The 26,867-nt window shown below is 43.2% G+C and carries 22 protein-coding genes; 4 read left to right on the forward strand and 18 right to left on the reverse strand.

Features of this window, described 5'->3' with window-relative positions; translation table 11 throughout:
- Window positions 1-4: 4 nt before the first annotated feature.
- A complete protein-coding gene (locus BO53_RS0103865) occupies window positions 5-748 on the reverse strand; it encodes an amino acid ABC transporter ATP-binding protein (protein ID WP_031545638.1) in 744 nt (247 codons plus the stop codon).
- A gap of 189 nt (window positions 749-937) precedes the next feature.
- On the opposite strand from BO53_RS0103865, the gene BO53_RS0103870 reads away from it, so the two are divergent.
- The gene (locus tag BO53_RS0103870; protein WP_245608187.1) at window positions 938-2,119 is read left to right on the forward strand and encodes an acyl-CoA dehydrogenase family protein; all 1,182 of its coding nucleotides are present in this window, start codon (window positions 938-940) and stop codon (window positions 2,117-2,119) included.
- Window positions 2,120-2,186: 67 nt separating this feature from the next.
- On the opposite strand, the gene BO53_RS0103875 is transcribed toward BO53_RS0103870, so the two are convergent.
- The 10 genes from BO53_RS0103875 to BO53_RS0103925 all read right to left on the reverse strand — a co-directional run bounded on the left by BO53_RS0103875 (window position 2,187) and on the right by BO53_RS0103925 (window position 13,420).
- On the reverse strand, window positions 2,187-2,729 hold the full coding sequence (locus BO53_RS0103875; RefSeq protein WP_031545643.1) for a hypothetical protein: 543 nt from the start codon (window positions 2,727-2,729) through the stop codon (window positions 2,187-2,189).
- Window positions 2,730-2,740: 11 nt separating this feature from the next.
- Window positions 2,741-4,354, reverse strand: a complete 1,614-nt coding sequence (locus BO53_RS0103880) for a sodium:solute symporter family protein (protein ID WP_031545645.1) — start codon at window positions 4,352-4,354, stop codon at window positions 2,741-2,743.
- Between the two features lie 94 nt (window positions 4,355-4,448).
- Window positions 4,449-6,173: a sugar phosphorylase gene (locus BO53_RS0103890; RefSeq protein WP_051683003.1), complete on the reverse strand. Its 1,725-nt coding sequence runs from the start codon at window positions 6,171-6,173 to the stop codon at window positions 4,449-4,451.
- 140 nt (window positions 6,174-6,313) lie between these two features.
- Entirely contained in the window at window positions 6,314-7,516 is a 1,203-nt protein-coding gene (locus tag BO53_RS0103895; RefSeq protein ID WP_169738723.1) for a CdaR family transcriptional regulator, read from the reverse strand.
- 328 nt (window positions 7,517-7,844) lie between these two features.
- Complete coding sequence (locus BO53_RS0103900) at window positions 7,845-9,113, reverse strand: TRAP transporter large permease (RefSeq protein ID WP_031545652.1); 1,269 nt, start codon at window positions 9,111-9,113, stop codon at window positions 7,845-7,847.
- Entirely contained in the window at window positions 9,110-9,625 is a 516-nt protein-coding gene (locus BO53_RS0103905) for a TRAP transporter small permease (protein WP_245608188.1), read from the reverse strand. The genes BO53_RS0103900 and BO53_RS0103905 overlap by 4 nt, the downstream gene beginning before the upstream one ends.
- Window positions 9,622-10,626: a TRAP transporter substrate-binding protein gene (locus tag BO53_RS0103910; protein ID WP_037341684.1), complete on the reverse strand. Its 1,005-nt coding sequence runs from the start codon at window positions 10,624-10,626 to the stop codon at window positions 9,622-9,624. The genes BO53_RS0103905 and BO53_RS0103910 overlap by 4 nt, the downstream gene beginning before the upstream one ends.
- A gap of 131 nt (window positions 10,627-10,757) precedes the next feature.
- Complete coding sequence (locus BO53_RS0103915) at window positions 10,758-11,519, reverse strand: SDR family NAD(P)-dependent oxidoreductase (protein WP_031545659.1); 762 nt, start codon at window positions 11,517-11,519, stop codon at window positions 10,758-10,760.
- Between the two features lie 57 nt (window positions 11,520-11,576).
- Window positions 11,577-12,569: a transketolase family protein gene (locus BO53_RS0103920; RefSeq protein ID WP_031545661.1), complete on the reverse strand. Its 993-nt coding sequence runs from the start codon at window positions 12,567-12,569 to the stop codon at window positions 11,577-11,579.
- 2 nt (window positions 12,570-12,571) lie between these two features.
- Window positions 12,572-13,420 (reverse strand): transketolase, encoded by an 849-nt coding sequence (locus BO53_RS0103925; protein ID WP_031545663.1) that lies wholly within the window; start codon window positions 13,418-13,420, stop codon window positions 12,572-12,574.
- A 199-nt stretch (window positions 13,421-13,619) separates the two neighbouring features.
- Between BO53_RS0103925 and BO53_RS0103930 the strand changes: the two genes are divergently transcribed.
- Together BO53_RS0103930 and BO53_RS0103935 are read left to right on the forward strand one after the other, a co-directional pair.
- Window positions 13,620-14,618 carry a LacI family DNA-binding transcriptional regulator gene (locus tag BO53_RS0103930; RefSeq protein ID WP_031545665.1) on the forward strand — a complete coding sequence of 333 codons (999 nt, stop codon included), beginning with the start codon at window positions 13,620-13,622 and terminating at the stop codon, window positions 14,616-14,618.
- Window positions 14,619-14,777: 159 nt separating this feature from the next.
- Window positions 14,778-15,020 carry a DUF262 domain-containing protein gene (locus BO53_RS0103935; RefSeq protein WP_031545667.1) on the forward strand — a complete coding sequence of 81 codons (243 nt, stop codon included), beginning with the start codon at window positions 14,778-14,780 and terminating at the stop codon, window positions 15,018-15,020.
- A 278-nt stretch (window positions 15,021-15,298) separates the two neighbouring features.
- On the opposite strand, the gene BO53_RS0103940 is transcribed toward BO53_RS0103935, so the two are convergent.
- Both BO53_RS0103940 and BO53_RS0103945 read right to left on the reverse strand, forming a co-directional pair.
- Window positions 15,299-16,390, reverse strand: coding sequence for a DGQHR domain-containing protein (locus tag BO53_RS0103940; RefSeq protein WP_031545668.1), 1,092 nt, complete (start codon window positions 16,388-16,390; stop codon window positions 15,299-15,301).
- A 15-nt stretch (window positions 16,391-16,405) separates the two neighbouring features.
- Window positions 16,406-17,227, reverse strand: a complete 822-nt coding sequence (locus BO53_RS0103945) for a hypothetical protein (protein ID WP_031545670.1) — start codon at window positions 17,225-17,227, stop codon at window positions 16,406-16,408.
- A gap of 533 nt (window positions 17,228-17,760) precedes the next feature.
- Between BO53_RS0103945 and BO53_RS0103950 the strand changes: the two genes are divergently transcribed.
- The gene (locus BO53_RS0103950; protein WP_031545673.1) at window positions 17,761-18,939 is read left to right on the forward strand and encodes an IS256 family transposase; all 1,179 of its coding nucleotides are present in this window, start codon (window positions 17,761-17,763) and stop codon (window positions 18,937-18,939) included.
- A gap of 373 nt (window positions 18,940-19,312) precedes the next feature.
- Here the strand turns inward: BO53_RS0103950 and BO53_RS13315 are convergent, their stop codons facing one another.
- The 5 genes from BO53_RS13315 to BO53_RS0103980 all read right to left on the reverse strand — a co-directional run bounded on the left by BO53_RS13315 (window position 19,313) and on the right by BO53_RS0103980 (window position 26,818).
- Entirely contained in the window at window positions 19,313-20,692 is a 1,380-nt protein-coding gene (locus BO53_RS13315) for a DNA-methyltransferase (RefSeq protein ID WP_037341687.1), read from the reverse strand.
- Window positions 20,685-21,482 carry a DNA methyltransferase gene (locus BO53_RS0103960; protein WP_084184874.1) on the reverse strand — a complete coding sequence of 266 codons (798 nt, stop codon included), beginning with the start codon at window positions 21,480-21,482 and terminating at the stop codon, window positions 20,685-20,687. Before BO53_RS0103960 ends, BO53_RS13315 begins: the two co-directional genes overlap by 8 nt.
- Window positions 21,483-21,497: 15 nt before the next feature.
- Window positions 21,498-23,489, reverse strand: coding sequence for an HNH endonuclease signature motif containing protein (locus BO53_RS0103965; RefSeq protein ID WP_031545678.1), 1,992 nt, complete (start codon window positions 23,487-23,489; stop codon window positions 21,498-21,500).
- 284 nt (window positions 23,490-23,773) lie between these two features.
- Entirely contained in the window at window positions 23,774-24,952 is a 1,179-nt protein-coding gene (locus BO53_RS0103970; protein WP_031545680.1) for an IS256 family transposase, read from the reverse strand.
- Window positions 24,953-25,651: 699 nt separating this feature from the next.
- Window positions 25,652-26,818 carry a PD-(D/E)XK nuclease family protein gene (locus tag BO53_RS0103980; RefSeq protein WP_031545684.1) on the reverse strand — a complete coding sequence of 389 codons (1,167 nt, stop codon included), beginning with the start codon at window positions 26,816-26,818 and terminating at the stop codon, window positions 25,652-25,654.
- Window positions 26,819-26,867 lie beyond the last annotated feature (49 nt).

Consider the following 26,867-nt stretch of genomic DNA (forward strand, 5'->3'; position numbering starts at 1 on the left):
ATTTTTAATGGGTTGTCGTATAGAACTTGCGTAAAAACTGCTGGGTCCGTGCACTTTCTGAGTGGTTGAATATCTGTTCCGGCGGCCCTTCTTCAGCCACCCTGCCCTGATCCATGAAGATGACACGGTCGGATATGTCTTTGGCGAACGACATCTCATGGGTCACGAGTATGATCGTCATGCCCGAATCCGCGACTTCGCCGATCGCCTTCAGTACCTCACCGACCAGTTCAGGGTCGAGTGCCGAAGTCGGCTCATCAAAAAGGATCACTTCCGGCTCCACAGCGAGTGCCCTTGCGATGCTCACCCGCTGCTGCTGGCCACCCGAGAGCTGATGCGGATATGCATCCGCCTTCCCGTCGAGCCCGACACGCGCGAGCTCCTTCATGCTCTTGTCATGCGCCGCCTTTTTCGACTTCTTCTGAACCACAATCTGGGCATCCATGACATTCTCCAGCACCGTCTTGTTCTTGAACAGATTGTACTGCTGGAAGACCATCGCCGTCTTCCGGCGGAGATTGAGCGTCTCCTTCTTCGTTATCGAACCGAAATCATATGTGAGGCCGCCCAGGGTGATCCGGCCGCTCTCCGGCTTCTCCAGCAGGTTGATGCATCTGAGCAGACTCGTCTTCCCCGTACCACTCGGTCCGATGAATGTAATCACTTCACCCTTTTTGACTTCGAGGCTGATATCATCCAGCACCTTGTGGTCCCCAAAAGACAGATTCAGATTCTCTATGTTCAGCACATGACACACCTTCTTCCATTATGTAGTCTGAAAATTAAAATGATACGATTCATTATAACTATTATTCCCGACTTGTCAAATGGGGATTTAAAGTTTATTATTACACATGACTATTGAAAAAGAGTATCTTTGGTGGAATAATGAAGAAATTATGATGTTACAGATATGCTTTAGGAGAGGAGTATCACTTTGGAAACATTACAGGACCTTGAAATGAATGAACGCTTCCATTTAATAGAAGAAACAGCCAGGAAATTCAAAGAGACTTCACAGGAGCACGATGAGAACGTCACCTTCCCATTCGAGAACTTCGAAGCTTTGAAGAAAATCGGCTATCCACAGCTGTCGGTGCCTTCAGAATACGGTGGAGGTGGCATCTCACTGCACGAACTGATGAAGCACCAGGAGATCATCGCGAAATATGACGGTGCCACCGCCCTGTCCATCGGATGGCATATGGGCATCATCATGGATATCGGGGAAAAGAAGTCTTGGAATGACGCAAAATACAGGAAAGTCGTCCAGGATGTCATCGAGAACGGTGCACTCATCAACAACCTGGCCACGGAACCGGCAACCGGCAGCCCGACACGCGGCGGCAGGCCGGAGACCACGGCGCGGAAAGAAGGCGGCGAATGGATCCTGAACGGCAGGAAGACTTTCGCTACCTTGTCACCGATATTGAAGTACGGTGTTATCAGCGCCGCGATCGAGGACAGTGATGAGGTCGGGAACTTCGTCGTCGACAGTGCACTCAAGGGTGTCCGCATTGATGAGACATGGAATTCCGTCGCCATGCGCGCAAGCGGCAGCCATGACTTCATCATGGAGGATGTACATGTACAGGAGGAGGACCTCGTCTCCTACCGTACACTCGGCAAAAAGGATCCCGCCGGATGGCTCCTGCACATCCCGGCGTGCTATCTCGGCATTGCACGCGCCGCGCAGGATTCGGCACTCGAATTCGCGACCTCCTACTCCCCCAACAGCATCAAGGGAACCATTTCAGAGCTGCCCAACGTCCAGGAGAAGCTCGGCCGAATCGAGATGTTGCTGATGGAATCCGAGCACTTCCTCTATTCCGTTGCCAGACAGTGGGACGAAAGCGATGAAGAAGAAAGAAGCAGAATGGGCAGCGAACTCGGCGCCGTCAAGACATCCATCGTCAACAAGGCCGTCGAAGCCGTCGACCTCGCCATGCGCGTCGTCGGCGCAAAGAGCCTGTCAGCCGATAACGAGCTGCAGCGGTACTACAGGAATGTCCGTGCCGGCCTCCATAACCCGCCGATGGATGACATGGTCATCATTGGACTGGCAAAGAGTTCGATCAGCAGGGTGGAAAACGCGAAAAAGCAGGAGCAGCAGATATAGGCCAACATGAAAAAGGACGCCGGGAGGACTTAAAAATCTTCCCGGCGTCCTTCTTCAATTCCTTCATTCACACCATTTCATTTTCATCGACACTGCATATATAGGCAACCACCGTATCCTTCATCGGAAGATCGACCTTGCCGTTCAATGCATCGACTGCGATGATGCCGTACTGATGATTACGGTCTTTCGTATAGCCGACCCAATAGGGGACATACACCAGCCATTGGTCCAGAATCGCCACTTCGATCTTCTCCCTCCGCTTTTCCTTGGCGAAAAGCTCCCAATAGAGGATATCCTTTGCACTGTCCTTACCGATAGACTTCTGCACGGGGAAATGCTCCCCATCAGCCACATCAATGTCATAGTCGACCGGCAGGATGGCATTCATGCGGCTCAAGGGTTCAATCGCAATCCGTCCCTCCATGCCATCCGGCACTGTATGTGTAGTGGCTCTGTAGTTGAAGCACCAAAACGGGAGGTATACCTGCTCGATTGCCGTCAGCCTCGCAGCCCGTCTGATCTTCTTCCACCAGTTCGAGTAGAGGTGGCCATTCATCTTCATCGTCGCTTCCCTTTTTTCGATCATCGGCTTCAAATAATTGACCATGATTCAACCTCCTACATATTCTGCAGATAAAGGAGGAAGGCGATGACTACGAAGAAGTAGATGACCAGATAGATCGGCCATCTCGTCGTCTCCTTCTCCTCCTCGACTACATCAACAGATTCTGCCGTTTCGGCGCGCGTGGCAATGCCCTCCTGGATCTTACCGAGGGTGAGCCCCTGTATCTTCTCGGAAGCGGGTGCCGGAGTCACCATGCTTACCAGATACCCTACACCAATGGCGACGACTGCGCCCACCATGTTGTTCCACAGCCAGGATATTTCTCCGAAGACGGTGACCGCCCAGACGGAAACCATGCCTGCGATGACCCCGATGAAGGCACTCGTCCCGTTCACCCTTCTTGTGAATATCGCCAGGACGAACACGCCGAGCAGCGCACCATAGAAGTATGATCCGACCTGGTTGACGGCCTCGATGACCGGACCCAGGTTGCCTGCGAAGAAAGCAAAGATTGTTGCATAGATGCCCCAGAAAATCGTGGCATAGCGGGACGCCTTCAAATAGTGCTCTTCTGATGCGTCCCTTCTGATGAATTTGCTGTAGAAGTCGCGTATGGATACAGCGGACAATGAGTTCAGTGCCGAGTCAAGGCTCGACATCGCTGCAGCGAATACCCCGGCTATGATCAGCCCAGAAATCCCCACAGGCAGCTCATTGACGACAAACCGCGGGAAAAGTTCGTTCAAGTTATCAATGTTCGGATCCCCTGCATATTGATAGAAGATATAGAGCAGGACACCGATCAGTATGAAAAGGAGCATTTGTGGAATCAGCAGGATGCCGCCCAGCACGAGTGACAGTTTACTTGCCCGGATGGATTTGCTGGTGAGCACCCTCTGGATCTGGCTCTGGTCCGTTCCGAAATAGGCGGCGTGCAGGAAGAAGCCACCGAATATCCCGGCCCAGATGCTGTATTCGACCGACAGGTCAAATGAGAAATCCAGGGACTGGAGCATCCCGGTATCAGCAGCAGTACTCATCACTTCCCCCCACCCTCCGGGAACATCCTGGAAGATGATGAACACACTCAGGACAGCACCGAGCCACAGAACGAACATCTGGATCACGTCCGTCCAGATGACGGCACTGATGCCGCCGAGCACAGTATACGAAACCGCAATGACCGCCATTACGATGATGGTGACATTTATGTTTATACCCGTTACGACCGAGAGCACAAGTGCCGGCGCATAGAGTACCACGCCGGTTGCGAGCCCGCGTGCAATAAGGAAAAGGCCGGCGGTCAACGACCGTGTCTTCACATCAAATCGCCGCTCCAAATATTCATAGGCGGTATAGACTTCCGTCCTGTAGAAGAACGGCACGATTGTGGCAATCAGGAACGCCATGGCCAGCGGTACGTTGATGTAGGTGGCCATGCGTGTCAGACCACCGTCATAGCCCCAGCCAGGTGCACCAATGAAGGTGATGGCACTGGCCTGTGTTGCCATTACGGACAGGCCGATTGCCCACCAGGGGATGCTCCGCCCGCCCAGGAAGTAGTCCTTCGTCGATTTCTGCTTCCTTCCGAAAGATGCCCCGATCAGGGCGGTACCAAGTATATAGACGACAAAGATAATATAGTCGATTAAAGTAAAGCTGCTCATTTATGAACCCCCTTCTTTAATTCGCTTAAACTGCAGTACGCCGGCAATGTCTATGCAGAAATCTTCACCTCCTTGAACACTCGTCCATTTATTTTCATGATTCATCCTCCTTCAGCCACATCGCCTGATATGGCTCGACCTTCAGAACTGCCGATTCTGCGGAATGGGCGGTTCCACTGATCATATCCTTGAAGGGGCGGCCCTCGAGCTTTCCTTTCAAGGCATCCGTCGGCAATTCAATATGGTCACCCGACACGTTGATGAGGGCCAGCAATTCATCTCCCGTCTCCCTATATGTTCTCGCTACCGCAAATAGCCGATCATCCAGAAAAAGTACTTCCTGGTCGGCATTCGGGTGCAGCGCCTTCTCCCCCTTCCGTTTTTCTATACGTTCCATCAGATTGTTGAAGATGCGGCTGCGGATGCTGGCCGCGTCTTCCAGTTCCTTCTCCAGTGCCTCCAGATCGAGCTTTTCCCGATTGATTGAACGGTATCTTCCAGTCTGGTCCACTCCCTCCTGGTCATTCTGTGACCCCAGCAGGCTGTGGATGTACACTCCCGGCACGCCCTTTACAGACAGCAGAATGGTCTGTGCGGCAATAAACCGCGCCACCGCCTGTGCACTCGAGTCATCCGGCTGCTTCAATGCACTGAAGTAGTTGATGTTGAGCTCGTACGGGCTTTGTGTCCCATCCCCATTATCCTTATAGGAGACATACCCCCCGTTCTCTTTCACACGATCCACCATTCCCTGCACTTCATCATCATTCAGAATACCTTCGACCGGCCGCAGGCCCACCCCATCGTGGGAAGCAAGAAAGTTGAAAAATGAAGTCTCGACACTTGTCGGTTCGAGTGAGTCCGCCCATTTCGAGAGATGCGCCGCATTTCCCGACTGGAAAGCGTGCAACGTCAGCGGCGGCAGCGGGAACTGGTAGACCATATGCGCCTCGTTCGTACCATCACCGAAATAGCTGATATTATCCTTGTGCGGCACATTCGTTTCCGTAATGATGATCGTACCCGGGGCCATCTCGTCCAACATCCCCCTCATGACCTGGACGAGGCGGTGCGTCTCCTCCAGATGTATGCTCATCGTGTCCAGCTGCTTCCATAGGAATCCTATCGCGTCCAGGCGCAGATAGCGTGCACCGTGCCTGACATACTCGGCGAGGACTTCAAGTACGTTGAGGACCAGGGCTTCGCTTTCATAATTCAAATCGATCTGATCCGCACTGAAAGTCGTCCAGACATACTTTCTCCCCTCTGCATGGGCCACTTCCGTCAACAGGGGCGATGCCCTCGGCCTGACGATGGAACTGTGGTCCACAGAAGGATCCGATTCGATGAAATAGTCCTGGTACTCTGGTGCACCCTTCAGATAGTTCAAAAACCAGTCGCTTCTGCTCGAGATATGGTTGATCACCGCATCGAACATGAGGTCATAATCTACTGCAAGCGCATGGACATGTTCCCAGTCCCCGAGCGCCGGGTCCACTTTCAGATAGTCCTGGACCGAGAAGCCATCATCTGAAGTGTAGGGGTAGAAGGGAAGGATATGGACAGAGCCGATCGTATCTTCAACATGTTCATTCAGGAATACCTTCAATGTATGCAACGGTGCCTCACCCTGTTTCCTCACAGAATCCCCATACGTAATCAGCATGACATCCTTCTGATCCACCCATCTTTTTGAGCGGGGAGGCTGTGCGTATTGGTCGATGATGTCCTGGATGCCCTTATAGATACGTTGTCCTTTCCCCTCCCCGTACACTGCAGAAAGGTTATGCCGGAGTACATCCATATTTTCATGTCCCATTTATATCCACCCTTTCTGTCTTTTATCTCAATGATAATAAATATTCAGATTACTTTCCATGTTACACAGCCCAAATCTGCAGGGTCAAAATCAGATCGATACTGGTACGCACAACAAAAAGACACCTCTAAAGGTGCCTCTCAGGTAATCTTATAAAAAGCCAGGGCAATCTGGAGCAGTGTGGAATCATTGATGTCACGGGGATCGTAGCCCGTCACTTCCTTCACCTTCTTCAGTCGGTACTGCAGTGTGTTCTTATGGATATGGAGTGACTCTGCCGTCTTCTTGATCGAACCGTCATTCTTATAGAAAGTATCTATGGTGTTGAAGCAGTCCGGTATTGCCGCGAGGAGTTCGGGGCGGAGCTTCCTTTGAATGAAATCCGTCCTGACCGACTGGGACAGATCATACATGAAGGATTCCACCCCAAGGTCTTCAAAATAGAATAGTGGCCGCTTGTGGTCGACGCCGAAACGTAGTGCACGATCCGCCTCTTCGACCGACTTCCATAGTTCCCTCGGCGAGTCGTAGAGGTTCCCTATGCCCGCCACGCTCCTTTGGTCATAGGTTTTATCGAGTGCAGACTGGATCTCCTCCATCCTCGAAGTAAGCAACTTTTTACGCTGCTGGTAATCCATGTGTTCATTGACCGACAGCAGAAGCATATAGCTCGATGTTCCATTCGGAACCAGCACATGTTCGTTCTTCTCCGGAAAATGCCTTGAAATCAGGTTCTCGATGGCACGCCTGTACCGCTGCAGTCTGACCTCCTCCAGGACATCTGCATCCGGACTTCCGATCCTGGCATACCAGTAGTCTTCAAAACCCTCCAGTTCGAGGATGACCGCCACCCTGGCCTTGTATATGTTGATGTTGAATATCCAGCCCCGTGTGGCAAAAAGCTTCTCATCATCAAAGCTGTTGTCCGCCCATTCTTTGACAAACGTTTCCCGCGCCTGGTTTTCAAGCTCCAGCTGTTCTTCCAGATAACCTTCCTTGTAGGCCTCCCTGACCAGAATCTGCGTCATGCGCTGGAGGAGCACCCCCAGCCGACCGACCTCGCCGGGGTCTCCTGTAATGCCGATCACCCCGACCACCTGGTCATGAAGCCTTACTGGCATAATGACACCCGGCCTGGTCCCCTCAAGTGTTTTACGCGAGTAGACTACAACCTTCTGTTCCGTCCGCAGCACTTCCGCCGCCCCTTCATGGAAGTCTCCCACACGTCCCGCGTCCATGCTTGCGATGATTCTGGCTTCTTCATCCGTAAAGTGAATATCCCTCTTCATAATGGAACCCGTCTCCTCCACAATCGACTGTGCTATCTCTCTCGGTATCAGCATATTCGGCAAACACCCCATCCTTCTTCACTTCGCAATGGCATCTATGGAAGAATCGATCCGCACCGGGCGGCTACGTGCATTGAACTGTCCAATACAATGTGACAGTGATATCAACTGAATTGAAATGTCATGCATATCTATTTATAGTATATCAGTTAATTTAATCCAATATTCTGATATTATAAATTAACTATACTAAAAACGGCCCGACTCATCTGAGTTGGGCCGATATTATACCATCTTTTAAATTGCATAATTTTCAGAACTTATATCATCCAGCTCATAGGAGGCCTTGAGTTATACTTTAACTTTCCTTTCAGTGATTCTTCTACAACAACAGCAGCGTAAGCTGCGGTACCAGCACTATGATGATCAGTCCGATCAACAGCACGAAGAAGAACGGCATTACTGCCTTGGCGAGTACGGGTACACTCAGCCCGGATATGCTCGAGCCTACAAAGAGGTTGACTCCGAGTGGCGGTGTAATGAAACCGACAGCCAGGGCAACGATCATCACGATTCCGAAGTGGATCGGGTTCACACCAAGCTCTATTGCCATCGGCAACAGGATTGGCGTAAATATGATGACTGCTGCGGAAGTGTCCATGAACAACCCGATGACCAGAAGAAGGATGACAATCAGGATGAGCAGCATCACTTCATTCTGTGTGATTGAGAGGAAGCCTTCAGCGACGACTTGCGGAATCCTTTCCATAGACAACACCGTACCGAAAGCATTCGCTATTCCGATGATGACAAGGATGACCACTGAGTTGAGGGCAGCTTCCCTTACGGCTGCCGGAAATTCCTTGAAACTCATCTCCCGATAGACGAGGAGGCTGATTATCGTTGCATACACTACTGCAACAACCGCTGCCTCAGTCGGTGTGAATATGCCGCCGTATATACCTCCGAGAATAATTACAGGTATAAGGATGGACCATTTGGCTTCGTTAATCGACTGCAACACCTTCTTGAAACTGAACTTTTCACCCGTACCAGTGTACCCTTTCTTCTTGGAATGGAAATACGCATAGACCATCATGATCAGACCAAGGAATATTCCTGGTATGATTCCCCCGATGAAGAGGTCTCCTATGGATTGACTGCCGGATACACCATATAGGACGAGAGGAATGCTCGGAGGGATGATGATGCCGAGTGATCCCGCAGCCACTATGACAGATGTGGCGAATCTCTTATCATATCCTTCGGCGACCATGGCAGGAATGAGCATCCCGCCGATCGCCGCGACTGTGGCAGGCCCTGAACCTGAAATCGCCGCAAAGAACATGCTGGTGAGGATTGCCGCCATGGCGAAACCACCGGTATATCTGCCGACGAATACATTCGCCAGATCGAACAGTCGTGAAGAGATGCCGCCCTTGCCCATGATTTCTCCTGCCAGTATGAAGAATGGCACGGCCATCAGCGCAAAGTTATCTGTTGAGGTCACCATGCTCTGGGACAGGAATGTGAGCGTGAGATTCGGGGAATAAAGTGCTGTTATGACAAGAGCCAGTCCCAAGGAAATGGCTATCGGAACCGACAGTAGCAGAAAGAGGAAGAAGCTGCCAAAAAGTATGAATGATGTCATGGCGTCCTCCCTCCCACTTCATTGTCCTCATTTTTCCGATCGGCATCCTGTATGGTCCTGTAATCGAGGATGATGTTCTGGATGAGCCTGATGGATGTCAATATCATGCCGAACGCAAGGGATGCGTATACATATTCCATCGGTATCTGGAGGGCAGCCGATTCCCTCGTAATTTTCGTCACGATATCCACACCGTAATAGGCGACCACCAGAGCGAATATGAGAAAAAGTATGTTTGCGATCATCTTGATGACCGCTGTCCCCTTCTCTTCGAAAAGCATGGTGAGGGCATCGACCCTGAGATGTTTCCGCCTCTTCACTCCATAGCTGACACCGATATAGATCAGCCAGATGAATCCGTATCTTGCGATTTCCTCGGACCATGACAGCGAGCTGTTGAAGACGTACCGCATCACGACCTGAGAAAATATGACGAAGACGGTGAAGATGCTCAAGGCGATCAAGATGTATTCTTCAAAATGTTCATCCAGCCATTTAAGCACTTTCATCATTCATTCCTCCCAAGCTGTTCCAGGATCCTGTCCAACACTTCGTCGCCAAATTGCTGACGATAGCTCTCATAGACCGGTCTGGTCTGCTCACGGAACTGTTCGGTGTCAGGGCGTACCACTTCCATGCCCTCTTCCTTCAGATCCTCCAGTGTCTTTTCCTCATTCTCGACAATGAGATCCCGGTGATACTGTGCCGCTTCCTTTGCACTCGCTTCCACGATATCCTGCTGCTCCTTGGACAGGGAATTCCAGAAATCATCACTGATCGCAACAGGCAGAGGCATGTATTGGTGCGCCGTCATATTCAGGTACTGCTGCACTTCCTGGAAACGGCTCGCATATACATTGGCTATCGGATTTTCCTGCGCATCAACGGTCCCCTGCTGCAGAGCCATATACAGTTCCCCGAATGCCATCGGCGTCGGATTGGCACCAAGCGCCTGAAAAGTGGCAAGCGACAAAGGAAATTCAGGTGTTCTGATATTCAATCCTCTAAAATCCTCCGTAGATTCAATCGGCTTGTTCGCAGTCACATGGCGGATGCCATTCTCAAAATAGGCGATAATCCTCAAGTTGTCCTCAAGCAAAGGTGCAGCTGCATCCTCCCCCACTTCTCCATCCAGTACTTCCCAGGCTTCTTCATAGCTGTCGAACAGATAGGGCAGTTCGAAGATGCTGATGCTCTGGTCGTACTGGCTGAACGCACTCGCTGCCACCATCTGTAGGTCATTCAACGTGACACTCTCGATCATTTCCGCTTCAGAGCCCAACTGTTCATTCGGATAGATGAGCACTTCCATATCCTCCGAACGTGCCTCCACCAGTTCTTTGAAGCGCAGGGCAGCCGCATGCCTTTCATTGTTTTCCGGCTGGCCATGGGCGAATCGGATGATCACCTTGTCTTCCGATTCCACCGCTTCGCCTTCCGAAAATAAAACGTAGGAAACGGACACTGCCAAAATGGCAATTGCGCCCATCATTAGTATCTTGAGAAATTTCATACTTACCTCCTATCTGCATTCCTGCCTGCCACTGATTCTTCCAGATGCCTCTTCGAAAATATGTAAACGGTTACAAACTTATTAAAAGGAATGGGTGGAAGACCGGTTGAAGCCTTCCACTCCCAATGGCATCAGTCTATATGTGATCCACCGTTGATGTCCAGTTCTTCTCCTGTGATATAGCCTGCACCTTCTGACGCCAGGAAAGCAATCGAATGCGCAATGTCATCGACTTCTCCAACACGCTTCAAAGGAATGCCTTCTATGATCTGCTTTTCAGCCTCTTGCGTCAGGAGACCGCCCGTGATGTTCGTACCGCCGACAAGACCGGGGGCTACAGTGTTGCATGTAATGTTGAATTCTGCCATTTCACGTGCAATCGCTTTTGTGAATCCAGTCACACCAGCTTTGGCCGCGGAATAATGGGATCCACCGAATATGCCGCCGCCGCGCTTGCCGGACACGGAACTGAGGTTGATGACCCTGCCATATTCGTTTTCCTTCATGGACTTGAGGACGGACTGTGTGACGAAGAAGAGTCCCTTCATATTGATGTTGAATACGAGATCCCATTCATCTTCGGGGATATCCAGTACACGTGTCGGCCTTGAAATTCCTGCATTATTTACAAGTATGTCGATCTTCCCATACTTCTCCACCAGGGTGTTGACTGCATCCGCCACCCTGCTCTGGTCAGTGATGTCCATGGTGATGCCTTCGGCATTACCACCTTCATCCCGGATGCCTTCGGCAACCTGCTTTACACCTGCTTCATTGACGTCTGCCACAATGACAGTCGCGCCGCCTTCGCTCAATTTTACTGCTGTTGCCCTGCCGATGCCCTTCTCCGAACCGGCACCGGTGATCAAAGCCACTTTTCCGCTGAAATCCATTTTTACATCTCCCTATCCATTATATATCCAAAGGCCGGAAATTCCGGCCTTCTGCAATTACTTATCCAGAAACTCCTGTGCTACAGAAGCGATACCGTCAGCATCCAGCTTGTAGTGCTTGTACAGGTAGTAAGGCTTGCCGATCAGTGAATTCTCATCGTAGAATCCGTGCCGTTTGAATTTGCATGGAATGCCTGATTCCATCAGCACTTCCGAAATCGCACTGCCGAGGCCACCCATGATGTTGTGCTCTTCGACAGTGAGGACCGCACCTGTATCCTGTGCCGCTTCAAGCACGGCCTGTTCATCCATCGGCTTGATGGTGTGCATATCGATGACACGCGCCTCGATGCCTTTCCCACTCAGTTGATCTGCAGCCCTCAGCGCCTGCAGGACTTCGATGCCGCATGCGATGATTGTCAGATCGGATCCATCCCTCAGGATATTCGCCTTGCCGATCTTGTTCTGGACCCGCTCCCCTTTTTCATATACAGGTTCTTCCCTGCCACGGCTGACCCTGAAATAGATCGGTCCATCATAGCTTTCTACGGACTCCTTGATCATTTCAGACAGCGCCACACCATCAGCCGGTGAAATGACCGTCATATTCGCCATGGCCCTCGTGATTGAGATGTCTTCGGTCGCATGGTGGGATGTGCCATAGAATCCCATTGCAATGCCCGTATGCGTTCCAATCAGACGCACGTTGAGGTTTGGGTAGGCGACCGCCGTACGGATGTTTTCAGCAGCAAGTACACCGAGGAAGGAGGCATATGTGGAGACGAATGGCACCTTCCCGGTCGAAGCCAGCCCGGCAGCGGCTGTCACCATGTTCTTCTCCGCCAGGCCGAAGTTGAAGAATCTGTCCGGATAGGCTTTCGCAAACGGCCATAATCCTGTCGGTTTGCTGAGGTCGGAACTCATCGCCACCACTTCCGGGTGGTCGTCGGCGAGTTCGGCCAGCGTCGGACCGGACGTCAACTGTTTTGACATTTCAAGGCTTTTATACAGTTCCCAAGTGTCCTTATGGAAGGTTGTCTGTTCAGTCATTGTTATTGTCCTCCTTCGATTTCTTCGATTGCACGTTTGATGTCGTCTTCACCAAGGTTCGCCACATGCCATTCATAGCCATGCTCCATGAAGGAAACGCCCTTGCCTGCAACCGTATCGCATATGATTGCAGTCGGTACGTCGGAGTCCGCCGGCGGCAAATTGTCGAATGTATGGATCAGCTGCTCGATATCATGACCGTCGATCTCTATCACGTTCCAGCCGAAGCTTTCCCATTTGTCCTTAATCGGTTCAATTCCCATCAGTTCGGCGGTATTGCCGTCTACTGTCACCTTGTTGTTGTCGACGATTGCGACAAGGTTGCCGAGTTTGAAGTTGGCTGCACTCATGGCCGCCTCCCATACTTGACCTTCCTGAAGTTCACCGTCACCCATAAGTATGAATGATCTGTAGTCCTCGTTGTCTAGGCGTGCACCAAGTGACATGCCGACACCTACTGAAAGCCCATGACCGATTGAACCGGAGCCGAAATCGATTCCTTTGATCTTGTTCATATCCGGATGGTCACCGAAAGCACTGCCGAGCTGCGTATAGGTATCGAGCTCCTCCTTCGGGAAGAAACCGACATCAGCAAGAATCGAGTAGACGCCGACCGCAGAGTGCCCTTTCCCCATTACGAATCTGTCCCTGCTTTTCCATCTCGGGTTTTTCGGATCGTAGTTCATCACATGATAATAGAGCGTCGCGAAAATCTCCGAGCTGGAAAATGAAGAACCGTAGTGCCCGCTCTTCGCCATGGAAATCATGCGGATTGTTTCAAGACGGGACATTTTTGCCTTTTCCTTGATGAGGTCTATCTTTTCTTTTGGTATAGAAGTTGTTTCAGTCATATTCATCCTCCTAGTGGTTAATCGTTTAACCTGATAATCGCATATTACTATGAAAACGTTTTACTTGTCAACATAAATTACAGAATATTTTAAAGTTTCGATCCTGAGAATCCACATAAGCAGATTGATTAATCCTTGAAAGTCGCATAGAATGGCTCTAAACTACTGTATATGACAATATGCATTGAGGAGAAATATCATGAAAGTGACGATGAAAGACATAGCGAAGGAAGCCGGGGTGTCCGTAGCGACCGTTTCGCATGTAATAAATGGAACGAAGAACATCACCGAGCCGAAGCGGTCCAAGGTACTTGAGATCATCGAGAAGTATCACTATGTGCCCAATTCAACCGCCAAGAACCTCCGGACACAATCCACCAAGACCGCAGCGATGGTCGTTTCCAGCTTCACCGACTCATTCGTCAATGGAATGATCTATGGCGTCGAACAGAAGGCCCGGGAGATGGGGTACAGCCTGCTGCTGGTCAATACGAATGAGGATGAGGAATATGAGAAGAAGTCGATCAATCTGCTCTATTCAAAGATGGTCGATGGCATCATACTTTCTCCCACTTCCAATGACATCAACTACTTGAACGACTTTACCGAATCTATGCCGATTGTCCTCGTCAACCGCTACAATCCTGTAGTGAAGAACGCACCACGCGTCACCGGCGACAACTTCAGGGTCGGTTATGATGCCACCTCCCACCTGATTCAGCATGGCCATAGGAACATCGGCGTCATCTATGCAGTACCGAATGTATCCACCACCGAAGGACGGCTGGCAGGGTATCGGCAGGCTCTCGAGGAAAATGGCATAATGTATGACGAAGAACATCTCGAACTCGGTTATGCTACCGTCGAAGGCGGTGCCAAAGCTGCAGAAACTCTGTTGAAGAAAGAAAAAGACATCACTGCCCTGTTTATACAAAATGATCTAATGACTATCGGAGTCATTTCCAAGCTGAAGGAATTGGGACTGAAGATTCCTGAAAATATTGCACTTATTGGTTTTGGTGATTCTCCATCCGCTGCTATAACCGCTCCACCAATCACTAACATGGTACTACCCCCTCAGCAAATAGGTGCCAAAGCCTTCGAGTCTTTGTCGAAACTTATAAATGGAGAGACACATGTAGAAAACATTGAGCTTCCGGCATCGATGGTGGTCAGAAAATCTTGTGGCTGTGAATAACGGAAGATATAATTTCAATACATAAAAACCGTGAAGGATCTCGTCATCTTTCACGGTTTTTATAGTTATTTATCTATCGATAAAATTTTCAGATTATTATACCAGCATTAAAGAATTCTGCTATCATGAAATCAAACACACTCGTAAAGGATGTCCACTATGTCCAACTATAATGTGAACAACAGTACAGTAAATGCTCTGCTCGGCTGGATTGACGAAGGCATCGTCGCGATTCCTGAAATCCAGCGCCCGTTCGTCTGGAGTGCGACGAAAGTCCGTGATCTACTGGACTCCCTATATAAGGACTATCCCATCGGCTACATCATCACATGGCAGAACCCCGATGCACGGCTCAAGGACTACACAGCAACTTTTACCAGCCAAACTACTAAGATATACTGAGGTGGACTATGCATTCATATTCCTGAGTGATCTCTCTCCAATCTCCCCATCCTGTTGTCAGCTTGGATTTATTTCATAGTTCACCTCAAGAAGAAACTATATGGTGTAGGAATCGTTTAATTTCCATGTTTGATAGAAGTGTTTTGAATTTTATGGGTGACCAAGAAATATCTCGTTTATTATGACAAACTAACATACTAAATTTTCTTATAAAGACCCAAAGTAATTAAAATTAACTAGCTAAACATTTAATTTGCTTTTAGCTACAACTCAACCATTCATATTCTATCTAATTTGACTTTTAAAAGCTCACTTAACTCTTTATATATATTCCTTTGGGCTTGATTTCCACTGCCCACATTCTTATTCCAATCGTACCCATCTAAATGACTTATTATTTCTTTATATGTTTTTCCAAATTTTACCCAACAATATACTTCTGGGAACAACAATAATAATGCTCCAATGCCGTTTGTCTTGGCTAATTGCCCTTGTTTATTCTGTACCTCTCCATTTTGCTTTGTTTCATTATTGTAATCTATAGGCCATTCCTCAGGGAAGTTAGTTTGAACTCCTCTAAAAAACTTATATAATTGCGTAAATTTTTCTTGCACAGTAGCATCTTTTAAATCTGTCTTTTCAATCGCCTTTTTTGCATTTTCAATGAAAAATGCTTGTGAAACGCTGCCATCTCCAACTCCTAACATTTTAATTTGTTTATAAAGTGGTGAGGCATCATTCTGATTTAGATTTCTAGCTATTTCGCTATATTCTTTATCTATTTTATATTCTTGCTCGTTTATATTGTTATATAAATCATATAGTAATGATTTATTTACTGCTTTTTGATTCCCATTAATTTCGCTGAAAATTTTAGTGGACATAGATAGCGATATATTAAAGAATAATGTTACTGGCAATTCAAAATCCTCTATATCTGATGATAATAAGCCTGCCAGCCTATGTTGGCCATCAATTACAGTAAATATTGTCTCTTTGGGAAAACGCAATATTCCAACATCTTCACCATCAATAACTTCATGTAATTGATTCTCATCAAGGCTATTACACGCTAAAATTATAGATGAAGGGAACAAACTACTTTGTGAACTTTCCACAAAATTTCTAATGTCCTTAATCCTCTTTATTTGAGTTCTCCTTTGAACACCTTCCACATCACTGCCGGACTCTATTCCAAGATTTTCTAACTGTTTTATATATTTATTTACTTTATGCATATCTTCTTCAGTATCTACATATGGTTCTCTAAAATGAAAACTTACTGTATCTCTTAAGTAACCAACATCTAGTTTAGTTAAATATAGAAATTCATTTTTCTGTGAAACTCTAATAAATGGATATTGCTTCATTTTAATCCTCCTTAATCACTCTTCTTCAGGAATGTCCAATTGCTTGTCTTCCTGAAGAGGAGTAGAAGTAATTTTTAGTACATCTAGTTTTGGGATATTAAATGTATAAATCGTCTCTTCTCTCTTTACTCTAAAGACTATATATTTAATTATGGTAGGAACTGAATATCCAAAAAGACCACTAATTAACGCTAGGTACATATCCCACAATATATCTTCAGGAAAAATATGTATGATTAAAATCTTTTGACTCAAGAAATATATAAATAAAAATCCTATTGCTAGTAAAATAAAAGACAAAACAATATTGCCTTGAAAAGATTTTTTTTGCTTAGTAACCTCTAAAATTTCTAAAGGGTTATCTGTTTCAATTTTGTTTTTTTCTGTATATGATAAGTAAGCGAATGAGTTTCCTTTTTCCGGAACTTCAATTTCTAGTTTACCATCCTTTTTAGAGTATTTTTGCTCCAATGTTTTTAGTGCAGAGTTGAGTAATTCATAGACACTCTCATTACTTTTTAAGATAAATCTTATGGACATCTTTTCAGTTGATATTTCATCATTTAAAATGACAATAATATCATGACTTGAAGTTTTAATTATATCCATAACTTTCTCAACTTCTACAATATTAAAGATTGTTCCCATCCCTTCTACTTTTTGAAAATCTTTATATATTGCTTTGATTTTTTCTCTATCTTTCGACCTCTCTATCTCTCCTTCTTTTATATTTACATCGAAGCCAATTACCCCTCGTACTTTTTCTTCTGGCTTATATCTAGGAATGATAATCACCTCTCTTAAATGTGGTGTGTCATTAGGGTTACAAAAAACCATACACAAATTTCCTTTAAGTTTAAATACAGATATTAACTTGCAATTCCCCTATACCTAAAGCTAGTCAGGAAGTAGCGCCTTCTTCGAATTTACTTTACATACAAATATATGGAATTTATTCTTACTTACTTGTAATGATATTATCAAAACTTTAACATAATTATAGCAAATTTCAACACTGGTAAAATTTATAATTTTACTTAGGATGCTTCTTCCTATTTTCAACTTCCTAAATATCACTTCATTCATCTCATTCACCAACATCTATATATATACATAAGCTAACCCTTCTTCAATGTTTGATTGATTTCTCTCGACACTTTTTTTAGTAGTTAGTTCATCGGAATTTTCAAGAAATTCAGAAGCCTATTAATATAAAGGTAGTAAGAAACCTTCTATATTATGATATTGCTTTTAATTTTTTCCCTGAGAGAGCGTAAAATAGTTTGTGTAAATGAATAAATAGAAAAAGGGCGTCCTTTTCTTGTAAGATTAAGTTACCACACCAAATCCAAGAAAAGAGGACGACCCCTATGGATCATTTTACATTAGATATTATTCAAGCTCTAGTAAAAAAAGACGATGTCACAGAAATCTTCCGCAGCCACCTGGAAACGGCGGTGAACACATTACTGAAAACCGAATTGACTGCATTCCTGGACTACGAAAAGTATGACCGTGTGGGCTTCAATTCCGGGAATTCCAGAAACGGCGTCTATACCCGCACGTTACATACCGAATATGGCGACCTTCAGATTGACATTCCCCGGGACCGGAATGGGGACTTCAAGCAGCAGACCGTTGCGCCTTACAAGCGGTCCAATGACACATTGGAATCTTTTGTCATCCATATGTTTCAAAAAGGTGTGACGATGTCTGAAATCTCCCATCTGATTGAACGGATGTATGGGCATCACTATACGCCCCAGACCATTTCAAATATGACCCAGGCGGTCACAGAAGAAGTGGAGGCATTTCGCCAGCGTTCGTTATCCGAGCGGTATGTGTGCGTGTACCTGGATGCGACATTCCTGCCCGTCAAACGGGAGACAGTGACCAAAGAGGCTGTCTATATCGCTGTGGGCATCCGGGAGGATGGCTCCAAGGAAGTGCTGGCCTATACTGTCGCGCCGACGGAATCTGCGTATGTATGGAAAGAATTGATTGGAGATAACCATGCACGGGGCGTGACGGAAGTCCTGCTCTTCATTTCTGACGGGCTTCCAGGTATCAAAGACAGTATTCATTCGGTGTTTCCAAAAGCGAAATACCAGACATGTTTCATTCACGTTGCACGCAACATTTCCCACAAGGTCCGTGTGTCGGACCGGAAGGCAATCTGTGAGGACCTGAAGTCCCTGTATCGCGCCACGGATAAGGCCGAAGCTGAGCAGGCTTTGGACGCGTTTATCGAGAAGTGGAAGAAATCTTACGCCAAAGTCACGCAATCGTTGAAAGCCAATCCGGATCTGTTCACTTTTTATGATTTCCCTGAAGCAATCAGGAGAAGCATTTACTCCACAAATCTGATTGAGTCATTCAATAAGCAGATCAAACGGTACAGTAAGCGCAAAGAGCAGTTCCCGAACGAAAACTCCCTTGACCGTTTCCTGGTCACTCAATTTGAAGCATATAACCAACGGTTCGCGACACGGTGCCATATTGGTTTTGACCAGGCCCGTGCAGAATTAGCTGAAATGTTCGGCGGGTAATGCACACTACAAGAAAGGGCATGCCTTCATTTACACATAATTATTGACGGTCCCAGCTTCTTTGTTAGAGTATTATCTTAAGAACCAATTTAAATTTTTAAGATAGCACTATTTTAATCTATAACTTACTTCATAAGAGTGCTCCATAGCTTTAGATTTAACATAGATATCCAACATAATTAATCTTTTTCGTTCATTTTCATATCTAACTAATCATTTAACGGTATTAAGCTGTTTCGGTTAGTTCTAGTTTTAACCATAAAAGACCCTTGAATCGATTCGTGCATTTCTCAGAAATTAGTCTTAATATCTAACTTCTGAGAATTATCACAAATTCCTATGTCGATTCAAAGATCTTTAATAGTGTCAGTGTTTAGATCTTAATTTTAGAGTTCTCACCAAGTATTACTTCGTTATTTATTCTATAATTAATTAGTTCTTCAAAATCTTCATTATATTCATAACCAATAAAGTTTCTAGATAAGTTAACCGCGCTTATTAAAGTGGTTCCACTACCTAGAAACGGATCAAATACCATATCTCCGGGTTTTGTGCTAATTAAAACTAAACGATTAACAAGCTCAGTAGGATATATAGCAGGGTGTATGAATTTTTTCCCTATACTACCAGCTTTTCTATTTATATTCCATATATTTGTATTATTTAAATAATCATTCTTATAGTCATTGAAATTCTGACAGTAGTTTAGTTTATAGTTTGAACTTTTTGCAAAGACTAACACGAACTCATATTTATCTGATAGATTATTTGCATTAACAGGAATACTCGAGGATTTATGCCAAATTATAATATCGATAAATTTAAATCCTAACGCCCTCATTTGTTTTATATATTCATAAGGCATGTTATAGACTTTTCCTAATCGCGTTCTAATATTTATATTGACAAAAAGTACACCAGTTTCTGAAAGAATTTTATATAAATTTGTCCATACATTGTACATCCTTAACAAGTAACTCTCATATGACTCATGACCAATTTGACCGTCCTTGAAGTAATTTTTTAAGTCCCAATATGGTGGGGAGGTGACAATTGAATCTACCACTTCACCTTTTAATTTTATATTCTCGGAACTATCAAACTTTATCTCATAAGTACCAAGCTTCATTTGCTCTGTATTAGATATTATGGTTTGATCGTTTGTATTACAGTTAATTTTATCATTTTCGAATTTATTAATTTCGGTTAAGAATTCAGCTTCTATTTCTACAAAATCTTTTAGATGATTATCTAAATACCACTCAGTTTCTTCAGATTGATTAAAGGCTGTATAAACTCTTCCTAAAATTTGCTTAATATCCAATTTTATATGATGAGTTATTTTACCTTTACCATCATCCAGAGTTGGGATCCAGATATTACTTGGATCTTTCCCTTTTTGAGAATAATTTTTACTTCTTTTACCCCATTCTACATCTTTCCATATATGAGGTTCTCTGATCTCATCCTTATTAAAGTAACTATTCTTGTCTTTAGAAAACCAGATTACGTATAATAAGGAATCTTTCACTGCACTACTATTGTTAACTGCTGAAGGGATAACGATAATATTTTTGTAGTATAAAAAAGGAGTATTATCAATATAATATTGTGCTTGCTCTAAAACTGAACTTTTTATTTCTCCTTTTTGATATTTGTTCCTGAAAAAAATTAACACATTATCATAATAATCTTCTTCAATATGACATATTTTATCAGATGATATATTGTTTATTATCAAATTTCTATTCATCGTAATTCTTCATTCTTTCTTTAGCAAGATTATAATACTCTTGAACTTGTTCAATATAAATATACTTTCTGTCAAGAAGAAAGGCTACCTTGGCAGTAGTACCGCTGCCCCCAAAAGGATCTAATACTACGTCACCTGGTTGTGTCCAAGAGTTAAGTACATCTTCTACTAATTTTTCAGGCATTATGGCAGGATGGCCATGTGCTATTAGATCTCTGGTAGTCTGGCCTCGACCATTTTTATATTTCCATATATTAGTTCTGATTCCGAACTTATTTATTACTTTTTTAGTTTTCTTAGTTAAAGTACCATCTGCTTCTCTTCTTGTGACAACACCATAGGTTTCTTGACCAGCCCATTTATTAGGTTTGTCTTTCAATAAATTTATTGTTTTAGGGTTACCTTTTGATAACACAAATATATACTCAAAAACATTAAAATAACGGTTTTTATGCGGAGGACCACTCCCAGTTTTTTCATATATTATTACATCGTATACTTTAAATCCTATCTCTTGAAAATAAATAGCTTGTTTATAACTTGTTAATGTTTTTTCGCCATTTACTGTAGCATCTCCAACTACCCACGCTACTACTCCGCCCGGTTTCAGAACACGATACAATTCTTCAGCTATATTCTTAAATTTTTCAAAGTTCCAGTTTGCAAATTCGTCTGTATATGTTCTTAATTTATCATAAGGGGGACTAGTAACTACTGCATCTATTACATTGCTTTCAAATTCCTCTAAAATTAACTGTGCGTCTCCTAATATTAATTCATTCTCAGTAATAGTAAATCTTCCTTTCTAGACTATACGGCTAAGAATAATATCTTCATGATCTTCTTCTGTTATAGCTTTTTCTGTTACTAAAAAGTCCAAAGCCAAAGCTTGCATCTCTATATTGACTAAATGTTTATACCTGTCTACTATACTAATATTTAAATAGTTGTTCTCATCTATTTTTGTATACAAGTTAGACTTGTAATCCTCTTTAGCTAAATGGAATCCAGTATGACAATTTGGACAAATGCCATACAAATTAAGTACGTGATCCTGTCCTGAACGTGATATAGGAACTAGGTGATGATACTCTAAATACCACTCCCCACTATTTTTTTGAAAAGTTTCTTCTCCACAACAATCACAAGTCTTAACATTATTATTACTGTAATAATCTTTGATATAAAGTATATGTCCTCTTTTACTATTAAGTTTGTTGAGCTTATCATCCGAAATATTTAGTAACTTCGATTTTTCCATTATGGATGTCTCGGTTTTTTGCTTAACTATATTGTCAGTGGTTATGTCATCTCTATATAAATTACCTATAACTTGGGAATAATTTATATCAGTTTTGTTTTTTCCTTCATTCACTTCTTTTAGTAATGCTGTTCCAAATTCGTCAACCAACATTTTATATATGTTAGGTAACTCAATCTTAATTTTTTTTATCTTTTCTAAATCACTTCCTGCGCTGAACATAGAGAGATCGAGTAATAGAGTGTAATTTATACTTGTTATATGACTATACCAACTTGATAATTTTTGGAAATCCCTTCTCTTTCCATTTACGATTATATTTTTATAATTCCTCACTTGCTTTCTAATTAATTTTTCTTTAGGAACTTTATAACGTTTTATCAAGTTAATATACTGTTCTAACTGCTGTTTACTGTTTAAAGTAAAACTGGCAGTTGATGAACTTGAACTATTCCTGCTATTATGACTAACTACATTCAACTCAGGCAAATTTACTGAGGTAATTCCATACATATATTTTTTTATTTCTTTATTAAAGTCTTCAGTGGTGTTATCAGCTTTTCTATCGAAATTTTTAACGTGCTCTTCTACTTCACTTGTTGGTAATGTTTGAGAGACATGACGAGAAATTTTATACTGATAATCTTTATAAGTTATACTTTGGTTGTTGTACAAGTATTTTAAGATTTTTAAATACGGATTAAGCTCTATAAAAAAGGGTGCGTCTTCTTGCAAATCAGATATTGTTATTACTGGAGGTTGCGAAATCATCTTGATTTTTTGGTGCTCCATTATTAAAGCTGTCTCTAGATAATTTGCTTCTAATATCGACTTACCAATTACTGTCAACGAAAAATTCTCAAGAGATGTCATATTACTCTCGTAAAGCAACCCAAAATGAGATAAAAGCTGTCTTATATTTCTTAAAGGCGCTGTAGCATCATTGACTTGCTGTCTAATTTTACTGTTCTTATAATTTGATCTGTCAGAATTTCTCATTAGCTCTATATCGTGTTCTTTAAAAAATTGATCGTAACTGTTTGTTTCGTATATATGCACAGGTAACTTTTCAAAAGAAACCTTGGCGTTCATCAAGTCCTTTAATATAAATTTTTTAAGACCACCTTGTCCGCCTATATCTAACAGGTACACCATATATAGTTTCTGAGCTAATAATTTATGATTATAATTTTCTTTTTCATTTTCAAATGCTATTTCGTTTCTATAAAACTCGTTCCATTTTATCACATTGTGGAAGGTTTTAATATTTTTCGCGTAAAAATATTTCTTAGCATCATTTTGTAAGTCTTTTGGTAAAGATTTAATATAGTCATCAAATATTCTTGTTATTTCTCTGTAGGTACTGTCATTACTTAAACTCTGTTTTAAATCAAATATGTAGTGATAGAACGTTAAAAATTTTTTTAAGTACCAATAAACACCTACCTCAATATACTCACCATCAATTTTATGTTTTTTTGTAGTCCATTCCATAGATTTGGTAAGAAAGTAATTCCCCGGATTTAACATTTTCATGATTAGCCTCCTAAAAAATATTTCGTATATTACATAACTATGCAATGGTAATCTATTGTTCGTAATTTATATCTAGTCACACTCATATTCGTGATAGAGAACATAAAGCGTCATCTCCTATATTAGCATGAATGAAAATGTAGTAACATGATCATATTTTTAACAAAACAATTATATTCTGTTAAAATAAATGATACACTTTTAAAATAGATGAAGACTTTAGAGACCGTCAATAATTATGTGTAAATAGATAAAATTTTTTCTCGTATGTAATCACCGTGCGACTATTCTTTGAACATCGCCGTCAGTTCTGCCCGTGCCTGGTCGAATCCCAAATGACAACGGGTGGAGAAGCTCTGATTATAGATTTCGAACTGTGAGACCAGGAAACGGTCCAATGAATCTTCGTTCGGGAACTGCTCCTTGCGCTTACTGTATTTCTTCACCTTCTTATTGAATGATTCGATGAGGTTCGTTGAATAGATGCTTCTCCAAATGGATTTTGGGAAGTCATAGAAGGTGAAGATATAGGGATTGGATGCCAGTGATTGTGTCACTTTCGGGTAAGTCTTTTTCCATTTGTCGACAAAAGCTTGTAGCGCTTTTTCGCCCGATGCCCGGCTCTCTGCCCGGTATACTGACTTGAAGTCGTCACAGATTTCAGCCCGGTCAGCGACACGCACTTTATGGGAGATGCCACGGGACAGGTGTACACAGCACGCTTGATACCGGGCGTCTGGAAAGACCGCAAAGATCCGGTCGGTGATGCCTTTCAAACCGTCAGAGATGAACAGAAGGACGTCCTCGACCCCACGCGCTTTGACATCCTGGAGGACCTCCTCCCAGACAAATGCAGATTCTGTCGGGGCAACGGTATAGGCCAGCACTTCTTTCGATCCATCCTCCCGGATGCCCACGGCGATATAGACGGCTTCTTTGGATACCGTGTCGCGTTTGAGGGCGATGTAGGTCGCATCCAGATAGATACAGGCATAGCGTGCAGCCAGCGGACGGTGCTTGAACGCATCCACCTGTTCACTCATCGCTTTCGTCATATTGGAAACGGTCTGAGGCGTGTAGTGATGACCATACATCTTCTCAATCAGATCCGAAATCTCCGACATCGTGACGCCTTTTTGAAACATATGGATGACAAAGGATTCCAGCGTATCGTTCGCACGCTTATACGGAGCGACCGTCTGCTGATTGAATTCGCCATTTCGATCCCGGGGCATCGACAGCTCCAGATTCCCATATTCCGTATGGAGGGTGCGGGTGTAGATGCCGTTCCGTGAGTTCCCGGAGTTGAAACCGATACGGTCATATTTTTCGTAATCCAGGAAAGCAGAGAGCTCTGTCTGAAGGAGCGTATTGACCGCCGTCTCCAGATGGGTACGGAAAACTTCGGAGATGTCTTCTTTTTTTACTAGAGCCTGCATGATATCTGTTGTAAACTGAGTCATAGGGAGGCCTCTTTTCTATGAATTGGTTGTGGTGACTTAATTCTACAAGAAAAGGGCTTCCTTTTTCTATTTATTCATTTACACAAGATATTTTACGCTCTCAGACTTTAAGAGCAACTTAATATTTATTAATCATACTTGAGAATTACCCAGTTTATTAAAAATTAGATAAAAAGAAATACTAATAAGATGATATGTTGAGGAGGAACAAGGTGGAAAACGCCGTTAGAGATCTAATTAACACATATTTATTAAATGTGGAATATCTTGAATATTTAATAATCGATTTTGATCTACACTATTTACTATATGAAACTGATAAACTGAAAAAAACCGTTAGTATAAGAGATTATAAGCTTAGCGGTAAGTTTATATATTATCATTTACTTAAAAACACCTAAAATTTACATTAACTAATGTACTCTTCAATTCAGTTACAATACACCTATTTCAAGAAAAGCAGGAAAATTATACTCTTTCTTGAATTGAAATTACGTAAAGTGCAATAATCTCGTTTACCGGTATGTAACTTGTACGTTTGTTTCGACTCTAAACACCTAAGTAAATTGATCTATGGAAAACTCAAGGTTGACACTAAATAAGATGAATGCTCATTAATATTTAAAGCGTCTTTATTCAGCTATACGTAGAAAGTGCTAAAAATTAACAACATCGCATTAATATATGAATCTTTAAATTTTACGATTTATTCTTTTCATAATCTTGCAAAGTACTATTAACCTTCTCACGATTCTTTATATCCCAGTCTCTTAATGTTTTCATTATTTCTTCTAAGCTTTTTGAAATAGTAATCTTACTGCTGTAATTCATATAAAACACGTCTATTTCATTCTGTTCCTCCAATTCATCGAATATTAGGTTTTCACTCTTTTTCCAATACTTTAGGAGCTGCTTATCTTCTATATCTAAAGTAAGTCTTAACTTATCAGGTAAAATAAAACCGTGAGTAGAGTGACCTTCCAATACTCCTACCTCATAATGAACATTAAATCTGTTCCATTCCTCATTTTTTAATTGTCTCCAAAATTGATCTTCCTTTTTATTACCCCGAACTTCCCAATTTTCTGGTTCTAAAGTTTCCTGCATTCTCCTGTCCACCTCTTGCATTAAAAGTTTGAGATTAGCTCTACCTTCTTGAAATGTAGTTTTTAAGTCACTTTGGTTCGAACTAATAAACCTTGCCCATTCTTCATTCATACTGCTTTCTCCTCCTTTTAAGTACTCTTCCACATAATTTACGAAGTCTTCAAGAAGAAAGGCACTTCTCAAGTTATTTAGGTAGTCGAAGTGTAGTTTTCTAAATGCTTCTGCCAGTTCTTCAAATGTGATACTTATAAAATCATCAGATGGAGATTCTTTACTTCCCTTTGGCGTTAGTAGTATAAGTACAGGTATTTTCTTCTCTTCGCCCTTTTTTGCACTACCGATTATACTTTTACCATACTTTCCCAATTGGTTTTTATGTAATACTGCATAGATTTTACTTTCTATACCAATCAGAAGTTTATCTGTAGTAATGAGAAAGTCGATTCTTTGCGCCTGACCAAGAGCTTCTTCTCGAGAAACTTCTACCAGTTCATTCTCCGATACAGCATAGTCTTCTTCGTACTCTTCTCCCCCTGGCTTCAATTTGGAAAAGTATAAGCTTAACAAAGCATTCAATGGTTCTTCTGATCCGAACCTCTCTGGGTCAATCAGGAAAGCCAACCAATTGCTGATATAGTTCTCTTTATGTTCAATTCCAAATATTCTTGCCGTCGTGTCTAGTTTTTTCTTTACAGTACTTTCAGGTATATTTGCCAACTTTAACGTCATTTCATCAAAATTGAAACTTTCAATCGACATATTAACCCTCCTTTTAAAATTAATTATACCTTAATATATTTAGGAGATT

Source organism: Salinicoccus luteus DSM 17002, assembly GCF_000712035.1.
In the GTDB taxonomy this organism is placed as follows: Bacteria; Bacillota; Bacilli; order Staphylococcales; family Salinicoccaceae; genus Salinicoccus; species Salinicoccus luteus.

Coding starts and splice junctions, on each gene's coding strand:
- BO53_RS0103875 (WP_031545643.1), bottom strand. CDS start 2,729: ATGGTCAATTATTTGAAGCCGATGATCGAAAAAAGGGAAGCGACGATG.
- BO53_RS0103880 (WP_031545645.1), bottom strand. CDS start 4,354: ATGAGCAGCTTTACTTTAATCGACTATATTATCTTTGTCGTCTATATA.
- BO53_RS0103890 (WP_051683003.1), bottom strand. CDS start 6,173: ATGGGACATGAAAATATGGATGTACTCCGGCATAACCTTTCTGCAGTG.
- BO53_RS0103895 (WP_169738723.1), bottom strand. CDS start 7,516: ATGCTGATACCGAGAGAGATAGCACAGTCGATTGTGGAGGAGACGGGT.
- BO53_RS0103900 (WP_031545652.1), bottom strand. CDS start 9,113: ATGACATCATTCATACTTTTTGGCAGCTTCTTCCTCTTTCTGCTACTG.
- BO53_RS0103905 (WP_245608188.1), bottom strand. CDS start 9,625: ATGATGAAAGTGCTTAAATGGCTGGATGAACATTTTGAAGAATACATC.
- BO53_RS0103910 (WP_037341684.1), bottom strand. CDS start 10,626: ATGAAATTTCTCAAGATACTAATGATGGGCGCAATTGCCATTTTGGCA.
- BO53_RS0103915 (WP_031545659.1), bottom strand. CDS start 11,519: ATGGATTTCAGCGGAAAAGTGGCTTTGATCACCGGTGCCGGTTCGGAG.
- BO53_RS0103920 (WP_031545661.1), bottom strand. CDS start 12,569: ATGACTGAACAGACAACCTTCCATAAGGACACTTGGGAACTGTATAAA.
- BO53_RS0103925 (WP_031545663.1), bottom strand. CDS start 13,420: ATGACTGAAACAACTTCTATACCAAAAGAAAAGATAGACCTCATCAAG.
- BO53_RS0103930 (WP_031545665.1), top strand. CDS start 13,620: ATGAAAGTGACGATGAAAGACATAGCGAAGGAAGCCGGGGTGTCCGTA.
- BO53_RS0103935 (WP_031545667.1), top strand. CDS start 14,778: ATGTCCAACTATAATGTGAACAACAGTACAGTAAATGCTCTGCTCGGC.
- BO53_RS0103940 (WP_031545668.1), bottom strand. CDS start 16,390: ATGAAGCAATATCCATTTATTAGAGTTTCACAGAAAAATGAATTTCTA.
- BO53_RS0103945 (WP_031545670.1), bottom strand. CDS start 17,227: ATGGTTTTTTGTAACCCTAATGACACACCACATTTAAGAGAGGTGATT.
- BO53_RS0103950 (WP_031545673.1), top strand. CDS start 17,761: ATGGATCATTTTACATTAGATATTATTCAAGCTCTAGTAAAAAAAGAC.
- BO53_RS13315 (WP_037341687.1), bottom strand. CDS start 20,692: ATGAATAGAAATTTGATAATAAACAATATATCATCTGATAAAATATGT.
- BO53_RS0103965 (WP_031545678.1), bottom strand. CDS start 23,489: ATGAAAATGTTAAATCCGGGGAATTACTTTCTTACCAAATCTATGGAA.
- BO53_RS0103970 (WP_031545680.1), bottom strand. CDS start 24,952: ATGACTCAGTTTACAACAGATATCATGCAGGCTCTAGTAAAAAAAGAA.
- BO53_RS0103980 (WP_031545684.1), bottom strand. CDS start 26,818: ATGTCGATTGAAAGTTTCAATTTTGATGAAATGACGTTAAAGTTGGCA.